We start from the raw sequence: 17,633 nt of genomic DNA, 5'->3' as shown, positions 1-17,633 counted from the left end.
CTTTTTTAAAGCGAATGATTGCAGCGTAAACGTGCTGCCTGCCGGGCGGCCGGCGTCAGAGTCCTTTCAGCGCCGCCTTCTTCCTCCGGGAACGGAAATGACGCCACAGGACACCCTGTTTCGGTGAAAACGCCAACGCCAGTATGAACCAGACAGCTGACGCGAGCACGATGGCTGCACCGGAGGCCAGATTGTATTTGACGCTGAAATACAGCCCGACCACGGCTGATAATGCGCCAAAGCCGGCGGCCAGATAAATCATCACCCACAGCCGGTTGGTCAGCAGATAAGCGGTGGAGGCGGGGGTGATCAGCATGGCGACGACGAGGATGATGCCGACGGTCTGCAGCGAGGCGACAGTCACGAGCGTGAGCAGGGTCATCAGCAGGTAATGGATAAGCCGCCCCGGCAGTCCGTAAGCCGCGGACATAACCGGATCGAACGAGCTGACCAGCAGTTCTTTGTAGAACAAGTAGACGACCGCGACGATCACGATACCGATGATCAGTGTGATCCACATGTCGGAGGCGCGGACCGCGAGCACGTTGCCGAACAGGATGTGGTATAGGTCGGTCGAGCTTTTGGCAAAGGTAATCAGGATGATCCCGACAGCGAAAAAGGAAGTAAACACGATGCCGATGGCCGAGTCGTTCTTGATCCGGCTGTTTTGGCTGACGTATCCGATGCCGAGGGCCGTCAGCACGCCCGTCACCACGGCGCCGAAAAAGAAGTTGACTCCCAGCATATAGGACAGGGCGACGCCGGGCAGGACCGCATGGGATATCGCGTCGCCCATAAGCGCCATGCCGCGCAGAATAATAAAGCAGCCGATAATGCCGCTGATCATTCCGACCATAACCGAGGTCAGCAGCGCTTTTTGCAAAAAGCCGTATTCCAGGATTCCGCTCAGGAATTCCATTACACACCCACTCCGTTCTTTTCAAGAAAGGTCAGCTGCGCCGCATAAGCCTGGCTGAGAATATCCGGGCGGCAGACTTCGCGGGCCGGACCCGCCTTCACCAGCTCGCCGTTAAGCAGCACAAGCCCGTCGAAATACACTTCGGCCTTGCTCAAATCGTGATGGACCACGAGCACCGTGCAGTTCTGATCCCGCAGCTCTTTCAAAATGGCGACAATGGTCTCCTCGCTGGCGGCGTCCACGCCGACGAAGGGCTCATCCAGGCAGAACAGCTCCGCCTCCTGGGCGAGCGCCCGGGCCAGAAATACGCGCTGCTGCTGTCCGCCGGACAGCTCGCCGATCTGCCGGGAGCCGAAGTCTTCCATGCCGACCTTCTCCAGGCAGTGATAAGCGAGCTCTTTATGCTGCCGACGGGGCCTCTTGAGCAGGCCCAGCTTCGGGTAGGTGCCGAGCAGGACGGTATCGATCACCGTAATCGGGAACGTCATGTCGATTTCGCTGCGCTGTGGAACATAAGCGATGCGGGTCCGGGTTTCCTTGACACTGCCGCCGAAGATGCGAACCTCGCCGTGGTCCCGCGGAATCAGCTCAAGGAGCGACTTCATCAGCGTGGATTTGCCGGCTCCGTTAGGTCCGATAATACCGGTCATGCTGCCGGGAAGAAGCGTGAAACTGACGTCGCGAAGGGCATCCTTGCCGTGATAGGAGACGAAGAGGCTGTCGACGGACACTGAAGGGTCGCGGTGACGGGGGAGCATAGCATAAACCTCCTTTGGATTATGAAAACTTTGACATAAGTTTCCCGTGGGACAAATTAATGCGTATATATAAAAGTTTTTACCTAAGGAAACTTTATTGAGTATAGGCTAAAACAGATGGGGGAAAATGTAAAGTGTTTTTTTGCCGGGGATGTCCATTTTCAAATGGCTGAAGCGAGGGTGAAACAGTGTTGGAATGCAGGGCGATAATAGGAACCGGGCCGAAAAAAATCCCCGATTCCGTGGAATCAGGGCTTCATATTCAGCTCGGTGATTTGCTGTTTGACGAACTGCTTGAACTGCTCCCTAAGCGGTGAATAGGGCTGATCGGCATGATAGGCCATATAGGCCTTGACCGACTTGCCTGCGGAGCCGGGGGCCGCCAAGTATTGAAGACTTCCGGCGGCGAGCTCGCTTGCGATGCCGGACAAGGGGAAGAAGGAAATGAAGTCCCCGTCCTCTACCGTATGCTTGACCGACTCCGGCGAATGGATGATCATGCGCTCCCACAGATGAATCCCGCTCTCGATCGCGTAGGTCCGGGTGAAGTCCCGCATAAAAGAGCCTTCGGCATGCTGGATGAAGAAATGTTGGGCGACCAGCTGGTCGCTCAGCGATTTCAGGCTGGAGAAAGGGTGCCCTGGCGCGAAAATGACGACAAGCTCGTCTTCCAGCAGCAAGTCTTCCTTGATGCCGGCTGCCGCCACGTCCTGCGAATAATAAAAGGCCAGGTCCACCTCATGGTTGTAGTGCAGCTCCTGAACGGTCCGGCTGGGCTGAACGGTCAGCTCGATCTGGATGCCGGGATACTGCCGGCAGAACCGGTTGACGAGCTTGGGCAGGTGAATCGTCCCCATCAGGCTGTCGGCGCCGATATGAAGAATGCCTTTGCCCAAATCGGCGTAGTCCTGCACGGCCTTCCGGGCCTCGGCGGCCAGCCCCGTCATTTTGACGGCGTAGGGGTACAGCGCCTTGCCGGCGTCGGTCAAGAGGATGCGGCCCCGCCTGGACTCGAAGAGGGCGATGCCCAGCTCTTCCTCTAAGCTTTTCATATGAAAGGTGACGGTCGGCTGTTTCATGTCCAGCTCTTTGGCTACATCGGTTACCTTCTTGTATTTTTCAATATAAACAAGGATTTGCAATTTTAACAAATTCAACGATGATTCCCCCTCGGTGAGGTCCGATTCCTTTTTATTATAGAATTAATCTATGGGATCATAAAGATTATATTCTGATATTTATCTTTCTTTTTACAAAACGCATCATTTTACAAAATGATAGAGAACTACAATGAACTTGTCGGTAAACTTCATAGAGTTACACGGCAAACCAAAATGGGGGGAAACATTAGATTATGAAATTCAAAAAACCGTTACTTATGTTTTGTACGTTGGTCCTGGTACTTATGCTGGCTGCCTGCGGCAGCAAAAACAATGCAACCTCAGACGGCAGCAGTGCTGCGGGAACAACCACGACTGAAGATAAACCGGCGGCAGAGGAAACGCTCGGCGGTTCCGTACTGGCTGTAGGATCCACCGCGCTTCAACCGCTTGTCGAGCAAGTGGCGCAAAAATTCATGGGCGAGTCCCAATATTCCCAAATCCAAGTTCAAGTGCAAGGCGGCGGCAGCGGCACCGGCCTGACTCAAGTTTCCGGCGGCCAGGCCAACATCGGTAACTCCGACGTATTTGCTGAAGAAAAGCTGGATGCTGACAAAGCCAAGGAACTGGTTGACCATCAAGTAGCGGTCGTAGCTATGGCGGCTGTAACGAATCCTGACGCAGGCGTAGACAGCCTGACAAAGCAGCAGCTGGTTGATATTTTCACAGGTAAAGTGACGAACTGGAAAGATGTTGGCGGCAAGGATGAAAAGATCGTTATCGTAAACCGTCCTGCAAGCTCCGGTACTCGCGCAACGTTTGAGAAATATGCACTTGGAACGAAGACAGAAGACCTGCAAGGTTCGATCCAAGAAGATTCTTCCGGTACGGTAAAAAAGATCATTTCCGAAACGCCGGGTGCCATCGGATACCTTGCTCTGTCCTACCTGGACGACAAAGTGAAAACTCTGAAATATGACGGTGTGGAAGCAACGGAAGAGAACGTAGCCTCCGGTAAATATCCAGTCTGGGCTTACGAGCACATGTACACCAAGGGTGAGCCTGCTCCAGAAGTGAAGGCGTTCCTGGACTACATGACTTCGGATACCGTGCAAAACGGCGACGTGGTTGAGCTCGGATACATTCCGGCTTCCAAAATGGAAGTGAAACGCGACAAGGACGGCAACATCACGAAATAACATCAGGTTCCTTGAGCTCCCATGAAACACTGAATATGTACGACAAGAGGCGGAGAGACCAACTTCTGCCTCTATTTTCACTTTAGAAAGAAGGACAACGATGAAAGCTATAGATGAAAGGCCTGTAGGCATCGCTGACAACCCCCGTCCCGGGCGGTTTAAAAAACATCATATGGAAGATTTCGCGGGACGCAGTTATACGACGATCTGCGCGATTCTGTTGATCGTCATTATTTTGTCCATCGTTTATTTTGTCGCTTCCAAGGGACTGGCGACCTTCTTTAGAGACGGCGTCAGCTTCAGCGAATTTCTGTTTGGCTCCAAATGGGATCCGGACGGCAACCATGGCGAGCCGCAGTTCGGCGTCATGCCGTTTATTTTCGGTTCATTCGCAACGTCGATTCTGGCGGCGGTCATCGCGAGTCCGCTCAGCATCTGCGCATCGCTGTTCATGACGGAAATCGTACCGGGCTGGGGCAAAAAGCTGCTGCAGCCGGTCATTGAGCTGCTTGCCGGAATTCCGTCGGTCGTATACGGATTTGTCGGCCTGACGGTCATCGTTCCGGCGCTGCGCGACATGTTTCCCGGTCAGGGGATCGGGATCGCCGCGGGCTCGATCGTGCTGTCGGTCATGATTCTGCCGACGATTACGAGTATCGGTACCGACGCCTTGTCCTCGCTGCCGCGGGGGCTCAAAGAGTCTTCATACGCACTCGGCGCAACCCGCTGGCAAACCATCTACAGAGTTATTCTGCCAACCGTGCTTCCTTCTATTCTGACCGGGGTGGTCCTCGGCATGGCCCGTGCCTTCGGGGAAGCGCTGGCGGTACAGATGGTCATCGGGAACGCACCGCATATTCCGCGGTCGCTGTTCGAATCCGCCTCGACGCTGACCAGCGTCATTACGCTGGATATGGGCAACACCGTCATGGGCACCCCGCACAGTAATGCGCTGTGGAGCATGGCGCTGGCACTTATGTTCATGACCTTTATCTTCGTCGTTATCGTTCGCCTGCTCGAAAGGAGAAATCGGATTTGAAAGCTAAAGCCGCTGACAAAATTGCAACAACCATTATTGTGGTGTTTTCCTTATTAATCGTGGCGGTTCTGCTCGGACTGCTCGGATTTATTATGTACCGGGGACTCAGCCACATCAGCTGGCACTTCCTGACTTCGGTGCCCCAAACGATCCGGGAGGGCGGCGGCATCGGACCGCAGCTGTTCAACTCCTTGTTCCTGCTGGTGCTGACGCTTATTATTACGATTCCGCTGGGCCTGGGTGCCGGCATCTATATGGCCGAGTACGCAAAACCAGGCAAAATCACCGGAGCGATCCGCCTCGTCGTCGAGGTGCTGTCCTCGTTCCCGTCCATCGTCGTCGGCTTGTTCGGTCTGCTCTTGATCGTCAACACGTTCGGCTTTGGGTTCTCGCTCTTCTCAGGCGCGCTCGTTCTGACGATCTTTAATCTGCCGCTTATGGTCCGCATCACGGAGCAGGCGTTCCGCAGCGTACCGAAGGAACAAAAGGAAGCGGGACTTGCGCTCGGTTTATCGAAATGGAAAATCATCACGTCCGTGCTATTTCCCGTCGCCCTGCCGAGTATCGTTACCGGTACCGTTCTGGCGGCAGGACGGGTATTTGGGGAAGCGGCGGCGCTCCTGTTTACCGCAGGGATGTCCACGCCGCGACTTGATTTTACCAACTGGAACCCGCTGAGCCCGACGTCGCCGATTAATCCGTTCCGTCCGGCGGAGACGCTGGCCGTGCATATCTGGAAAATCAACAGTGAGGGCATCGCGCCCGATGCGGCGGAAATTGCCGCCGGCGCTTCGGCGGTGCTCGTGATCCTCGTGCTTGTCTTCAACCTGTTTGCCCGCTGGTTCGGCAACCTGCTCTACAAGATCATGACGGCATCCAAACGAATGGGATAGGAGAAATGAGCATGCAACAAACATCGACTACATTCCGCACTGAAAACCTGAGCGTGTTTTATGGAACGTACGAAGCCGTGAAGAACATCAGCCTGAATTTCCCGGACAAGAGCGTTACCGCGCTCATCGGCCCGTCCGGCTGCGGGAAATCGACGTTTCTGCGGTCCCTGAACCGAATGAACGACGAGATTTCCCAGGCCGTGATCAAGGGGAAGATCTGGATCGGCGGGGAGGATATCAACGATCCTTCCACCGACGTCATTCAGCTGCGGCAAAAAATCGGAATGGTATGGCAGAAGCCGAATCCATTCTATAAATCCATCTACGAAAATATCGCTTTTGGACCGAAGTACCATGGCGTGAAAAATAAAAAAGAGCTCGACCAGATCGTCGAGTCCAGCCTGCGCAAAGCGGCGCTGTGGGACGAAGTAAAGGACCGCCTGAAGCAGTCCGCCCTGTCGCTCTCGGGCGGCCAGCAGCAGCGCCTGTGTATTGCGCGCGCCTTGTCGGTCAACCCGGGAATTCTGCTGCTCGATGAGCCGGCGTCGGCCCTCGATCCGGTTTCGACCTCCAAGGTCGAGGAATTGATCGTCGAGCTCAAGAAAGAGCTGAGCATCGTCATCGTGACGCACAATATGCAGCAGGCTGCAAGGATTTCCGACTATACGGCGTATTTCTACCTCGGCACGCTGATGGAGCATAACGATACCGAGATTATCTTCACGAACCCGGCCAATGCCATGACCCAGGAGTATATCTCCGGACGGTTTGGATGAGTGATTTGCCGAAAATCAAAAAGCCGTCTCCCCAGAGATGAATGGGGGGACGGCTTTTTGATTTATAAAGATTTATACAGTCCGGGGTCCCGCAAGGATTGGAATCCACTCTCGGAGCAAAAACTCCACTTGCGGGGAATGTTATCGGACGATCATGACCGGGCAGTGCGCATGCTGAACGACGCTGTGGCTGACGCTGCCGATCCGCATTTCGGACACGAGTCCCATGCCCCGGCTGCCCATCACGATCAGGTCGGCCGACTCTTCCTTGGCCGTTTGGCAGATGACCTTGGCGGGATCGCCGGTTTTGCTGACCGTGCGGAAGGTGACGCCCGAACGCTTTGCTTCCTCGGTGGCCGGGATGGAAATTTTTTTGCCTTCCTGGCGGATGTGTTCTTCCAGGTCTACGCCCACCGGCGGTTCATTGATGGAAACGGTCGGGTTGACGTGCAGGACGACGAGCTCGGGAGCGGTATTCAGGCTTTGCACAAGCGACACGGCGGAATCCAGCGCATGCCGGGCGTGGTTGGACCCGTCGACGGGTACGAGAATACGTGTGTACATAGGAGAACCTCCTTAATGGCCTTCTGCCCGGTCAACATGGGCAAGCTTGCGGCGAGATACGAGCAGGGCAACGACGCCCAGGAAGACCATGACGGCGCCGAAGTAGAACGGCGTCTCCGCCTGGTACCACTCGGACAGCTTGCCGGCGAGCCATGGAGAGACGGCACCGCCCAGGAAGCGGACGAAGCTGTACGCCGCGGAAGCAACGGAACGTTCCACCGGAGCGGCCTGCATGACGGCCGTGGTGATCAGCGTGTTATTGATGCCCAGGAAGATCCCGGCCACGATGACGCAGACGATAACGGTTTGTGGCGAGTGATTATACGTGCCGATGCCCATAATGAGCAGCACCATCGTGAACAGCGTAAGCACCGCTGCAATGGACGACACGACGCTGAAGCGCTTCTGCAGCTTCGGAGCGACGAATACCGACGTAAAGGCAAGCAGAATGCCCCAGCCGAAGAAAACATAACCCAGGCCGTGCTCATCCAGATCCATGACGTACGGCGAGTACGCCATCAGGGTGAAGAAACCGAAGTTATACAGGAACGCCGTAATCCCAAGGATCAGCAGGGCCGGATAGGACAGCGCCTTGAAGGGATCTGCCAGCGTACTGGCTTTTTTCGGCTTGGGCACGTTCGGGAGCATAAACGTAACGAAAATAAAACCGATGGCCATCAGAACGGCCACGCCGAAGAAAGGCCCGCGCCAGGAGATGGAGCCCAACTCGCCGCCCAGCAGCGGTCCGACGGAAATGCCGAGACCGAGTGCGGCTTCGTACAAAATGATCGCTTTGGCCGTACCGGATGTGGACAGCCCGACGATCGCGGACAGCGCGGTGGCGATGAAGAGGGCGTTGCCGAGTCCCCAGCCGCCGCGGAAACCGACGATGCCGCCGATGGAGTTCGACAGACCGCCCAGCGCCGCGAAGATGACAATGAGCAGCATCCCGGTCAGCAGCGTCTTCTTGATGCCGATCCGGCTGGAAATGACGCCGGTAATCAGCATCGCTATGCCCGTGACCAGGTTGTAGCTCGTAAACAGGAGCGAAACCTGGCTCTTGGATGCGTGCAGCTGCTCGGCGATGGCCGGCAGAATCGGGTCAACCAGGCCGAGGCCCATAAAGGAGATGATACAGGCGAAAGCGATCGCCCATACCGCCTTCGGCTGGGATAACAGCCCCCCTTGGCGCTGTTCCAGCTCGAGAGGCTGCGAAGCATTGGTTTTCATAAGTAACATTACCTCCATTTTGATGAATCTTGTATTTTCATGTTTTCATGAATCTCCACGACAAAAAAACGTCTGTCGACGCATCTTGCATAGACCCCTGCGGCGCTTAGCTATCGAGGGAATCGGTCTCCTCGTCGAATTTACGGATAAAATCATCCAGCCGCTTCTGGGTCTGTTCCAGTTCCTGCTGCATGAGGCGCATTTTCTCCACTTTGGTGCGCAGCATCTGAAGCTGTTCTTCCAACATTTCGCTCATATGGGTCAATTGCTGTCTCCGATGGTCCCGGCTGGTCATATCGTGGTAAGTCTGGTGGTGAAGCTTGTAAGCGTCCGATACGGATAAGTACGAAACCAGCTCCTGCAGGCTGAAACCGAGAATTTCTTTGGCATTGACGATCTTCTTCAAGTACTCGATGTCCTCGCGGGTATAGAGGCGGATGCCTCCTTCGCTCCGTTCAGGGGTCGGAAAGACGCCGATCTCTTCATAGTAACGGATCGTTCGCTTCGTCAAGCCGCACTCTCGGGCGACATCGTCGATTTTATATTCATCCATTTCCTTCCTCCCTCAAAGATTCCCGGGTAACATTACTCATTGTAATCCTAGCTAACGTTAACGTCAACGTTAATTTTATGAAACAGAAAAGATATTTCTGAGGTCCTATTTTTCAATGGAATACGGTTGTCGGTTAGTATGCCCGGCATCCTCCTTTTTTGTGTGGAGTACGGCCTTGATCGGGTGAAGGGCGATTTTAGTACACAAAAAAAGCTGTCCCCGCACCGCGTAGCGGTTGAGGGACAGCTTTATGCTTAAGAGGGTAAACGCTGGTAAATCCGGCGAGACGTTAAGCGCGAACGACGCGAACTTGGTCTGCTTCCAGCTCGACACAAATCTCTTTAACGTCTTCGTCGTCCAGCAGCAGATCCGTGATGCCGTCTTCCACATGCTGCGAAATGATGCGGCGGAGAGGACGGGCGCCGAAGGCCGGATCGTAACCCATTTCGGCCAGCTTGCGTTTCGCTTCACCGGTCACGTCGAGGGAGATACCGCGCGCCGACAGGTTGGCCGATACTTCGCTGAGCATATTGTCGACGATCGTTACGAGGTCTTCTTCTTTCAGCGAGGCAAACGGTACGATACCATCGAAACGGTTCAGGAATTCTGGCCGGAAATAGCTGCCGAGCGAATCAAGAATCGAGCGGGTCTGCTCGGACTTGGCGGTGAAACCAACCATGATTTTCTTATCGGCGGCCGTACCGGCGTTAGAAGTCATAATGATGACTGTATCCTTGAAGCTTACCGTGCGCCCTTGGCTGTCGGTCAGACGGCCGTCGTCCAGCACCTGCAGGAACATGTGCTGCACGTCCGGATGGGCCTTCTCGATTTCGTCGAGCAGGATGATGCTGTACGGGTTGCGGCGTACGCGTTCCGTCAGCTGGCCGGCTTCTTCATGGCCGACATATCCTGGAGGCGAACCGATCAGCTTGGAGACGGAGTGCCGCTCCATGTATTCACTCATGTCGAGGCGAATCATCGAATCGGTGCTGCCGAACAGTTCTTTTGCCAGCGCCTTGGACAGTTCGGTCTTGCCGACGCCGGTCGGTCCGACGAACAGGAAGGATGCAATCGGCTTGGAGTCGCTGCGCAGCCCGGCGCGTCCGCGGCGAACGGCTTTGGCGACCTTGTCGACGGCTTCGCCCTGGCCGATGACGCGGCTTGTGAGGCGGGCGGCCAGATTTTTCATCTTGCCGCGCTCGTCCGCCTGCAGCTTGCCGACCGGGATGCCGGTTTTGCGCTCAATGATGTTCTGGATATCCTCGACGGTCACTTCGAGCACCTCTCCGGCAGCGGCATCTCCGTTCAGACGCTGCTGCAGGCCGGCTTCCTCGTCGCGCAGCTTGGCTGCGAGCTCGTAGTTTTCATCGCGGGCGGCCGCGTCTTTCTCGGTTGTGATCTGTTCCAGGCGGGCGCGGATTTCGTCCGCACTGCCGACCGGAGCCCGCAAATTCAGCTTGGCGCCCGATTCGTCGAGCAGGTCGATCGCTTTATCGGGCAGGAAGCGGTCCTGGATATAGCGGCTGGACAGACGCACGCACGCTTCAAGCGTTTCGTCCGAGTAACGTACACCGTGGAACTGCTCGTATTTCGGACGCAGCCCCTTCAGAATTTCAATCGTTTCCTCAGCGGTCGGCTCGTCAACCGTCACCGGCTGGAAGCGGCGCTCCAGCGCGGCGTCTTTCTCGATCTGACGGTATTCCTTGAGCGTCGTGGCGCCGATGACCTGCAGCTCGCCCCGTGCCAGCACCGGCTTCAGGATGTTGCCGGCGTCCATGGAGCCCTCCGCGGAGCCCGCCCCGACCAGCAGATGGATCTCGTCGATGAACAGCAGAACATTTTTACGCTGCTCCAGCTCGGCGATCAGCTGTTTGACCTTTTCTTCGAATTGTCCGCGGATGCCGGTTCCCGCTACGAGGGAGGCGACGTCAAGCGAATATACTTCCTTACTCCGCAGCTTTGTCGGTACATTGCCCTCTGTAATTCGCAGCGCCAGCCCTTCGGCGATGGCCGTCTTGCCGACGCCCGGTTCGCCGATCAGGACCGGATTGTTTTTGTTCCGGCGGTTCAAAATTTCGATAACGCGGTCGATCTCTTCATCGCGGCCGATGACGTTGTCGATCTTGCCGCCGCGCGCCGCGTCGTTCAGATTGCGTCCGAGCTGATCCAGCAGCCCGCCGCCGCGCCGTCCGCCCTCTTGAGCGGCGGCTCTCGGAGGCTGCTGCGCCGCGCCGGATGCCGGCTGGCCGGATTGCATGAAGCCGCGAAACAGATCTTCCAGCGGAGAAGAATAGCCGCCGGAAGGACCAAAGCCGGCCGCAAACGGCACGCCGCCGTTTACTTTGGCATAGCAATCTTCGCAAAGAAACAATTTCTCGGATTTATGGTTGACAGTGAGGCTCAGACCTACGGTTGCCTGGTTATGATTACAATGTTGACAGCGCATGAAGGCATGCCCCTTTCGTTAGTTAATGGAATATTCAATCTTTGGATACTGCATTCAGATGCCCTAATCAGGAAAACGGCTGCCCGCGCCTTACGGAAGCAGGCCGCCGGAATAAAGGGATAAAAGTCAGAATCCCGTCAGGACAAAGACGGCTATACCGAAAGACAAACTTCTTAAGAGGTTGTTCATACGGTACAAGTTTGATCTTTCTCATCTGACTTTGACTTTCTTTGACCATATTATACATCACTTGAAACACATGTCAACAGGTTTTCAGTTATTTTTAGTAAGTATATAGAAAAAGGTTTGAGAATGAGCGGGAGTGACCTGCTTGGAGCCGGAAAAACCGGCTGGCAGGCAAAAGAAAAATGTCTATCGGCGTACATACGAAGAGCCGGACGCATTTACGGAAACTGTTTTGCAATAAAACGAAGCCAGGGTCTCCCGAAGCATGAAAAAAGCCCTGCCGTCCGGAATATCTCCGTAACAGCAGGGCTTATCTTGTATGATCAATGCTGTGAATATGCCAAAAGCGTCATGACTCCTCGTCTTGCAATATGCAGTCGGCAAACAAAATGAATTTCGGGATGCGGAAAAATTGTTCCGCCCGGTCTTGGAAGCTGGCTGACGGCAGCGTTCCTTGGTGCAGCCATTTCCGGAACGTTCCGGGATGGATGTCCATCCATTCGCTGACGTCGCTGACGGACAGGTCGTGAACCATGCACAGTCCCGTAAGGATTTTGTTACTGACAGGCGACCGGGTCAGCGTCCGGCGCATGAAGCGCGAAGAGGATGGCTGACAGATGATCGGACTTGTGGATGTGACGGTATGATTAAACAGAATGTGATGCGGATAGCCCAGGTATTGGCATACCTTGTCCAGGTTCTTTTTTCCCGGAATCCGTCCTTCGTACACCCAGGCGCTCACGCTCCGGGACGAAACCGATATGTCCTCAGCCAGCTGGGACAGCTTGATATCGTTGGCCATCAGTACGGCCAGCAGCACGCGGTTGCGGATTTGGCACCGGGACGGCTTACGGAAGCGTTTGACGCGGATTCCTTTTCCTAAGTATTTGCGATTGATCAGAGACCACGCCTGAATGGAATGCGGTTCTTGTTGTTTAGGCATATTTCCTCCGATGATTTTTCTTAAAATTCTACAATAGTTTCGGCTGCGTTTTCAATAGTGCTATCGCCTGTTTCTGCAAGGTCCCGGTTTTCAGCCGAACGACCCGGGAATTTACGGTATCCCGTTGTCAAGTGAATAATAGGAACTATTTTTTCACTTCAACCCCAAAATGCTTCCAATTCAGTCATCAAACTGTTACCGAATTGAAATTGAACTCACCAGCCGGGAAGGGTACAATGCAAGGGTGCTAGATTACTAGATTCGCCTATCTACGACATCTTAGCCAAATCCGAGAGAAAAAGGTTGGTAGATTATGTTGAAAAAGAAGTTGCACTACTCGAAATGGCTCTTATCATTCCTGATTGTTTTTGGCACCGTCCTTTCGGCAGAAGGAGGACTGGCTACGGCCGCGGGCAGCACGGCATCTTCCGTCAAGGCTTCCGTCTTCGTTGCTGTCAATGACAAACTGATCACTTACGACCAGCCCCAGCCGCTTATACATAACGGTACACTGTTTGTGCCCGTCGCATCTACGGTTTCCCAAATGAATGCGTCGGCGAAGTACGCCGCAGGCAAACTGACCATTTCGCGCGGAAAACAGGCGCTTGTCCTGGCGGTTCCCGGGAAGGATGCTATTCTGAAAAACGGAAGAACGCTCGTATCCCTGCGGAAGCTGACCGACAAGTTCGGCTACCAAATTTCTTACAATGCCGCCCAGTCGCTGTACCGTGCGGTGAACAGCTCCGCTTCCTTGACGGACCATCAGCTGGCGCTGAAATACAGCACGTTTATCAAGGAACATAAGAAGACGGCTGTCCAGAAGCCTTCCGCGGGGAACGGCACGACGGCGCAGCAGGGCAGCAAGGTAATCTACATTACGTTCGACGACGGTCCAAATGCAGGTACGACTCGCCTTCTTGATGTGCTGGACCGCAATCAAGTGAAAGCGACCTTCTTTATGCTGGGAAATAACATCGCTTCCCATCCGTCCGCGGTCCGCAGAATCGTGAAGGAGGGGCATGGGGCCGGCCTGCACGGCATGAGCCACCAGAAGAATACGTTCTACGCTTCACCTTCGTCAGCGCTGGGTGAGATGAACACGGATAACGATAAGCTGCATGCCGCCGCCGGCGTCTATACGAAAATGATCCGCCCGCCTTATGGAAGCAAGCCGTATTTTACTCAGAGCTACCGGGATTTGACGGCTTCGTACGGCTACCATCTGTGGGATTGGAACATTGATTCGGACGACTGGCGCTACAAGAGCAATCCGCAGACGATTTATAACAACGTGCTGAGAGATGTGAAGGCTATGAAGAAGAGAGGGGTAACCCCGATCGTGCTCTTCCATGACCAGACGGCGACCACGTCGATTCTGGACAAGCTGATCAAAGCGCTGAAAGCCGAAGGCTACACCTTCAAGCCGCTGACCAACAGCACGCCGCCGGTCAACTTCTGGAACGACAAACGGTAAGACCAGCCGCCCTGTAAATCTATGAAATAGGCCCGTGATGGAAGATATCCGGCTGCGCAGATTCCGCTCTCCTTTCATACTCATATAAGAGATGGTAGGAAAGGAGGGGCTGTGAGATGAATTATCTGGCTGTTAACGGCATCAGTGCGGTCGCCGGCGGAATTCTTACCGTTGCATTCGGCGGATGGGATCAGCTGCTTACGGTGTTTCTGATCACCATACTCATCGACTATGCAACTGGGGTTCTGGCCTCCATCAAGGAAGGATCCGGCTTGGACAGCCAGGTCGGATTCTGGGGTCTTACCCGGAAAGCGCTGATGCTGCTTGTCATCATCCTTGCGCACCAGATGGACGTCCTCATCGGCAGCGGGAGCGACGTCATCAAGACCGGGGCGATCTATTTTTACATGTCCAACGAATTAATATCGATTACCGAGAATTACGGTCGGCTTGGCCTGCCCCTGCCGGATAAAATCCGCCAGCTCATCGCCGTTTTGCGAAATAAAGACAAAAATGACGGTTCCGATATGTGACGGTTCTTCGTGTTTCCTTTCCCTGAGGGGGAGGATATGGTATATTTTTCTCAGTACACTTTTCGAATGGGACAAGGAGCATGATACCATGATTAAGCATATCGTCTTCTTTAAATTAAAGGACAGATCACCGGAAAGTATTGAACGCACCGCCGCGGTCCTCCGCAATATGGAGGGAAAGATCCCGCAACTCGTATCGATTGAGGTTGGACTCGACGTCATCCATTCGGAACGTTCTTTTGATATCGCGCTGGTGACGGAGCTTGCATCGCTGGAAGATTTGCAGGCTTACCAGGTTCATCCGGAACACCAGATCGTGATCCGCCACATCAACGAAGTGAAAGACGTATCCGTGAGTGTGGACTACGAATTCTAAAGAATAGGAAGAATGGGACATGAGCGATTTAGAATATCCGATGGAGACCTTATTCCTGCTTATCGTATTTATTGCGGCCTTGTTTGTAATGTTATTCTGGCTGAAGCGCCGCGGAAAACGGGACAAATAAATTTCCACATCATGGAGGTAAGGCCGTGTATTACGTGAACCAGGAACAAATTCAGCGGCGTCTGGAAGCGATTCCCGACATCGTGGAAGCATTGAAGCAGACAGCCGGAAATTGGGATGGCGGGATCGTGTCCGGTTTCGTTCAGGAACGGGCGCTGCATTTGGCTATCGAGGTCGTGACCGATGTCGGCAGTTATTTAATTGACGGATTTATTATGCGCGACGCAAGCAGTTACGAGGATATCGTGGACATTACGCATGAGGAGCGCGTGTTTGACGATGAAGTGTTTGCCGTGCTGGCGGAGCTCGTCAGTCTCCGCAAACCGTTGGTACAGGAATATTACGCATGGGACCGGAGAAGCCTGCACAAGCTGACGCCGGTCTTGCCGGACATTCTCGAAAAGTTTTCCGTGCAGGTGCGTGATTATTTGAAGCAGGAGCTGGGTGTATAATCCGGTTCTCCGCCGCAGCGGCATAGGTTATCATTGACCCGTCCATGGAAATGGACGGGTCTTTTTGTTATGACGGCAGGTTTTTTAAAAAAATTGCGCCCATTTTGTGTCAAGACAACCCCGCCCTGCTTATAATACACCATCAACTAGGCATTAGCCCGGCTGGGCGAAGGGAGTGAAACATCATGGCGGAATGGGGCTATATACTCATCGCTTGCGGATTTATCATGTTCGCTGTTGTGGCAATGATCCTTCTACATACGCTGAGGAGAGTACTGCTGCGGGCGGAATCCGTTCTGGGAAAGGCGGGAGCCGACATGACACAGCTGGCTGCAGAATCCAGGGAGCTGCTGACTCAGGCATCTTCAACGCTATCGCTTCTGCATGAGCGGGTGGAAGACATCGAACCGTTCAGTTCATCGCTGCGGCTGGCTGGCGAAACGTTAACCGGCACGCTGGAGCGGTTGGATTCGATCTCGAAGCTCGTCACCGATTCCGCCATGGAGCGCCTGGAAAAAGCTCACCGCGACAACGAGCTTCGGCTCGCGGAAGCGTTCCGGTGGCTGGATGTGGGGCTGTCGGTATGGCACTCCTGGAAGCAGGAGGCTTACCCGCCGGGATCAGTGCCATCAAGCGAAAAGGAGAGATGAGATATGAAGGAAAAGAATAAAAGCCTGCTGTGGGGCGCATTGGTCGGAAGTATTGTAGGGTCGGTAACCGCGCTGCTGCTTGCGCCGAAATCCGGAAAAGAACTGCGTCAGGATATTGCGGAGGGCGCACGCACGGTTGGCGGCAAAACCCAGGAATGGGCCGGCAAGGTGAAGGATACCGCAGGCAACGTCATCGCCGATATCCAGACCTGGCGTAAATCCAAGGCCGACGGGGAAGAAGCAGGCGAATTGGCCCAAATCTCCTCTTTCTCTGAAGAAGCCGCCGGGAAGTCCGATGAGTTCGAGGATTTCGATTTGACCGATGCCGAAGCGAAGCGGGACTAATTTGGAAGCAGGCATGGAATTGATAACGTAAAGCGCAGGCCCACTCTCGGTGTCACCCGGGAGCAGGGCCTGTTTTGCCATATTTTCGCATGTTATGTCGCGGTTGTCCGAAAAAACGAAATGGGTTAAGATATGAGGTACGTTTTGTTGACGGATGTCATATGGTAGCTACAGAGAGAAGAAAACGAGAAGGAAGCGGTGTGTTCGTGCAGCAGGCAATCGCAATTTTAGACTCGGGTGTGGGCGGGCTCACCGTGGCCAAAGAAGTCATGAGACAGCTCCCACGGGAAAAAATTATTTATTTTGGAGACACCGCCCGTACCCCTTACGGACCCCGTTCGTCCGATGAAGTGAGAAAATTTACAGAGCAGATCGTCGACTTTCTGATCCAATTCAGTCCCAAGACAATCGTGATCGCCTGCAATACGGCGACGGCTGCGGCGCTGGACTATATTTCCGGGAAAGTGCCGATTCCGGTCATCGGGGTGATTCATCCCGGTGCCAGAGCTGCCATCAGCGCGACCAAAACCGGTCAGGTGGGTGTCATCGGGACCGTTGGCACGATACGCAGCGGCGCCTACACCACCGCGCTGCAGCAGCTGTCGCCTTATGTCAAGGTGGTCAGCCAGGCTTGTCCGGATCTGGTTCCGCTCGTGGAGCAGGGCTTGTTCCGCTCTGAAGAAACGACGGCGATCGTGAAGAGATCGCTCGCGGGTATCAGCCAATCCGACATCGATTGTCTGATTTTGGGATGCACGCATTATCCCTTTTTGAAGGATACGATCCAGGAAGTAATCGGCAGCAGCGTCAAGCTGATCAGCTCGGCTAACGAGACGGCCCGTGAAATCAGCACTATTCTGTATAATCAAGGGCAGCTCGCAAGCCGGGAGGATAGCCCGGTCCATCAGTTTTTCTGCAGCGGCGACCCTGAAATGTTTAAACGGATCGCAAAGCTGTGGCTGGGGGAGCAAATCCGGCGGACGCCGGTCGTATGGCAGGTCTCCAAATTTGATGAATAAGGACTTTGGACCGTCTAAATCCGTAAGCCGCCCTCAGGGTGACTTGCGG

General features: G+C 54.5%; 19 protein-coding genes. 11 read left to right on the top strand and 8 right to left on the bottom strand.

The annotated features are described in order from the left end of the window. Positions 1-55: 55 nt before the first annotated feature. The 3 genes from FHS19_RS17715 to FHS19_RS17705 all read right to left on the bottom strand — a co-directional run bounded on the left by FHS19_RS17715 (position 56) and on the right by FHS19_RS17705 (position 2,834). A complete protein-coding gene (locus FHS19_RS17715; protein ID WP_183583199.1) occupies positions 56-919 on the bottom strand; it encodes a metal ABC transporter permease in 864 nt (287 codons plus the stop codon). Then, positions 919-1,677 (bottom strand): metal ABC transporter ATP-binding protein, encoded by a 759-nt coding sequence (locus FHS19_RS17710; protein ID WP_183583198.1) that lies wholly within the window; start codon positions 1,675-1,677, stop codon positions 919-921. The genes FHS19_RS17715 and FHS19_RS17710 overlap by 1 nt, the downstream gene beginning before the upstream one ends. 248 nt (positions 1,678-1,925) lie before the next feature. Then, a complete protein-coding gene (locus FHS19_RS17705) occupies positions 1,926-2,834 on the bottom strand; it encodes a LysR family transcriptional regulator (RefSeq protein ID WP_183583197.1) in 909 nt (302 codons plus the stop codon). A 197-nt stretch (positions 2,835-3,031) separates the two neighbouring features. Here FHS19_RS17705 and FHS19_RS17700 point away from each other — a divergent pair, with 197 nt between their 5' ends. From FHS19_RS17700 to pstB, 4 genes are all read left to right on the top strand, one after another. Then, complete coding sequence (locus tag FHS19_RS17700; RefSeq protein ID WP_183583196.1) at positions 3,032-3,976, top strand: phosphate ABC transporter substrate-binding protein PstS family protein; 945 nt, start codon at positions 3,032-3,034, stop codon at positions 3,974-3,976. A 172-nt stretch (positions 3,977-4,148) separates the two neighbouring features. Continuing rightward, entirely contained in the window at positions 4,149-5,015 is an 867-nt protein-coding gene (gene pstC / locus FHS19_RS17695; RefSeq protein WP_376771938.1) for a phosphate ABC transporter permease subunit PstC, read from the top strand. Further along, positions 5,012-5,908 (top strand): phosphate ABC transporter permease PstA, encoded by an 897-nt coding sequence (gene pstA / locus FHS19_RS17690; protein WP_183583194.1) that lies wholly within the window; start codon positions 5,012-5,014, stop codon positions 5,906-5,908. Before pstC ends, pstA begins: the two co-directional genes overlap by 4 nt. Positions 5,909-5,913: 5 nt before the next feature. After that, the gene (gene pstB, locus FHS19_RS17685) at positions 5,914-6,684 is read left to right on the top strand and encodes a phosphate ABC transporter ATP-binding protein PstB (protein WP_183583193.1); all 771 of its coding nucleotides are present in this window, start codon (positions 5,914-5,916) and stop codon (positions 6,682-6,684) included. 141 nt (positions 6,685-6,825) lie between these two features. Here the strand turns inward: pstB and FHS19_RS17680 are convergent, their stop codons facing one another. From FHS19_RS17680 to FHS19_RS17660, 5 genes are all read right to left on the bottom strand, one after another. Then, positions 6,826-7,248 (bottom strand): universal stress protein, encoded by a 423-nt coding sequence (locus FHS19_RS17680; protein WP_183583192.1) that lies wholly within the window; start codon positions 7,246-7,248, stop codon positions 6,826-6,828. 12 nt (positions 7,249-7,260) lie between these two features. After that, on the bottom strand, positions 7,261-8,478 hold the full coding sequence (locus tag FHS19_RS17675) for an MFS transporter (RefSeq protein WP_183583191.1): 1,218 nt from the start codon (positions 8,476-8,478) through the stop codon (positions 7,261-7,263). A 106-nt stretch (positions 8,479-8,584) separates the two neighbouring features. Next, positions 8,585-9,031, bottom strand: coding sequence for a MerR family transcriptional regulator (locus tag FHS19_RS17670; RefSeq protein ID WP_183583190.1), 447 nt, complete (start codon positions 9,029-9,031; stop codon positions 8,585-8,587). A 289-nt stretch (positions 9,032-9,320) separates the two neighbouring features. After that, a complete protein-coding gene (locus FHS19_RS17665; protein ID WP_183583189.1) occupies positions 9,321-11,477 on the bottom strand; it encodes an ATP-dependent Clp protease ATP-binding subunit in 2,157 nt (718 codons plus the stop codon). A 535-nt stretch (positions 11,478-12,012) separates the two neighbouring features. Further along, positions 12,013-12,606 (bottom strand): helix-turn-helix domain-containing protein, encoded by a 594-nt coding sequence (locus tag FHS19_RS17660; RefSeq protein ID WP_076170275.1) that lies wholly within the window; start codon positions 12,604-12,606, stop codon positions 12,013-12,015. 313 nt (positions 12,607-12,919) lie between these two features. Here FHS19_RS17660 and FHS19_RS17655 point away from each other — a divergent pair, with 313 nt between their 5' ends. The 7 genes from FHS19_RS17655 (at position 12,920) to racE (ending at position 17,584) form a co-directional block, all read left to right on the top strand. Beyond that, complete coding sequence (locus FHS19_RS17655; RefSeq protein WP_183583188.1) at positions 12,920-14,080, top strand: polysaccharide deacetylase family protein; 1,161 nt, start codon at positions 12,920-12,922, stop codon at positions 14,078-14,080. Positions 14,081-14,196: 116 nt separating this feature from the next. Next, positions 14,197-14,613, top strand: a complete 417-nt coding sequence (locus FHS19_RS17650) for a phage holin family protein (protein ID WP_183583187.1) — start codon at positions 14,197-14,199, stop codon at positions 14,611-14,613. Positions 14,614-14,701: 88 nt separating this feature from the next. Beyond that, on the top strand, positions 14,702-14,989 hold the full coding sequence (locus FHS19_RS17645) for a Dabb family protein (RefSeq protein ID WP_076170272.1): 288 nt from the start codon (positions 14,702-14,704) through the stop codon (positions 14,987-14,989). A 155-nt stretch (positions 14,990-15,144) separates the two neighbouring features. Then, positions 15,145-15,570: a DUF86 domain-containing protein gene (locus FHS19_RS17640; RefSeq protein ID WP_183583186.1), complete on the top strand. Its 426-nt coding sequence runs from the start codon at positions 15,145-15,147 to the stop codon at positions 15,568-15,570. 185 nt (positions 15,571-15,755) lie between these two features. After that, complete coding sequence (locus FHS19_RS17635; protein ID WP_183583185.1) at positions 15,756-16,220, top strand: DUF948 domain-containing protein; 465 nt, start codon at positions 15,756-15,758, stop codon at positions 16,218-16,220. Between the two features lie 3 nt (positions 16,221-16,223). After that, on the top strand, positions 16,224-16,565 hold the full coding sequence (locus FHS19_RS17630; RefSeq protein ID WP_183583184.1) for a YtxH domain-containing protein: 342 nt from the start codon (positions 16,224-16,226) through the stop codon (positions 16,563-16,565). A 206-nt stretch (positions 16,566-16,771) separates the two neighbouring features. Further along, entirely contained in the window at positions 16,772-17,584 is an 813-nt protein-coding gene (gene racE / locus FHS19_RS17625; RefSeq protein WP_312887257.1) for a glutamate racemase, read from the top strand. Positions 17,585-17,633: the final 49 nt, after the last annotated feature.

The sequence above is a fragment of the Paenibacillus rhizosphaerae genome, assembly GCF_014192015.1.
GTDB lineage: Bacteria > Bacillota > Bacilli > Paenibacillales > Paenibacillaceae > Paenibacillus_AQ > Paenibacillus_AQ rhizosphaerae.
This window is presented reverse-complemented; position numbering and strand designations above follow the sequence as displayed.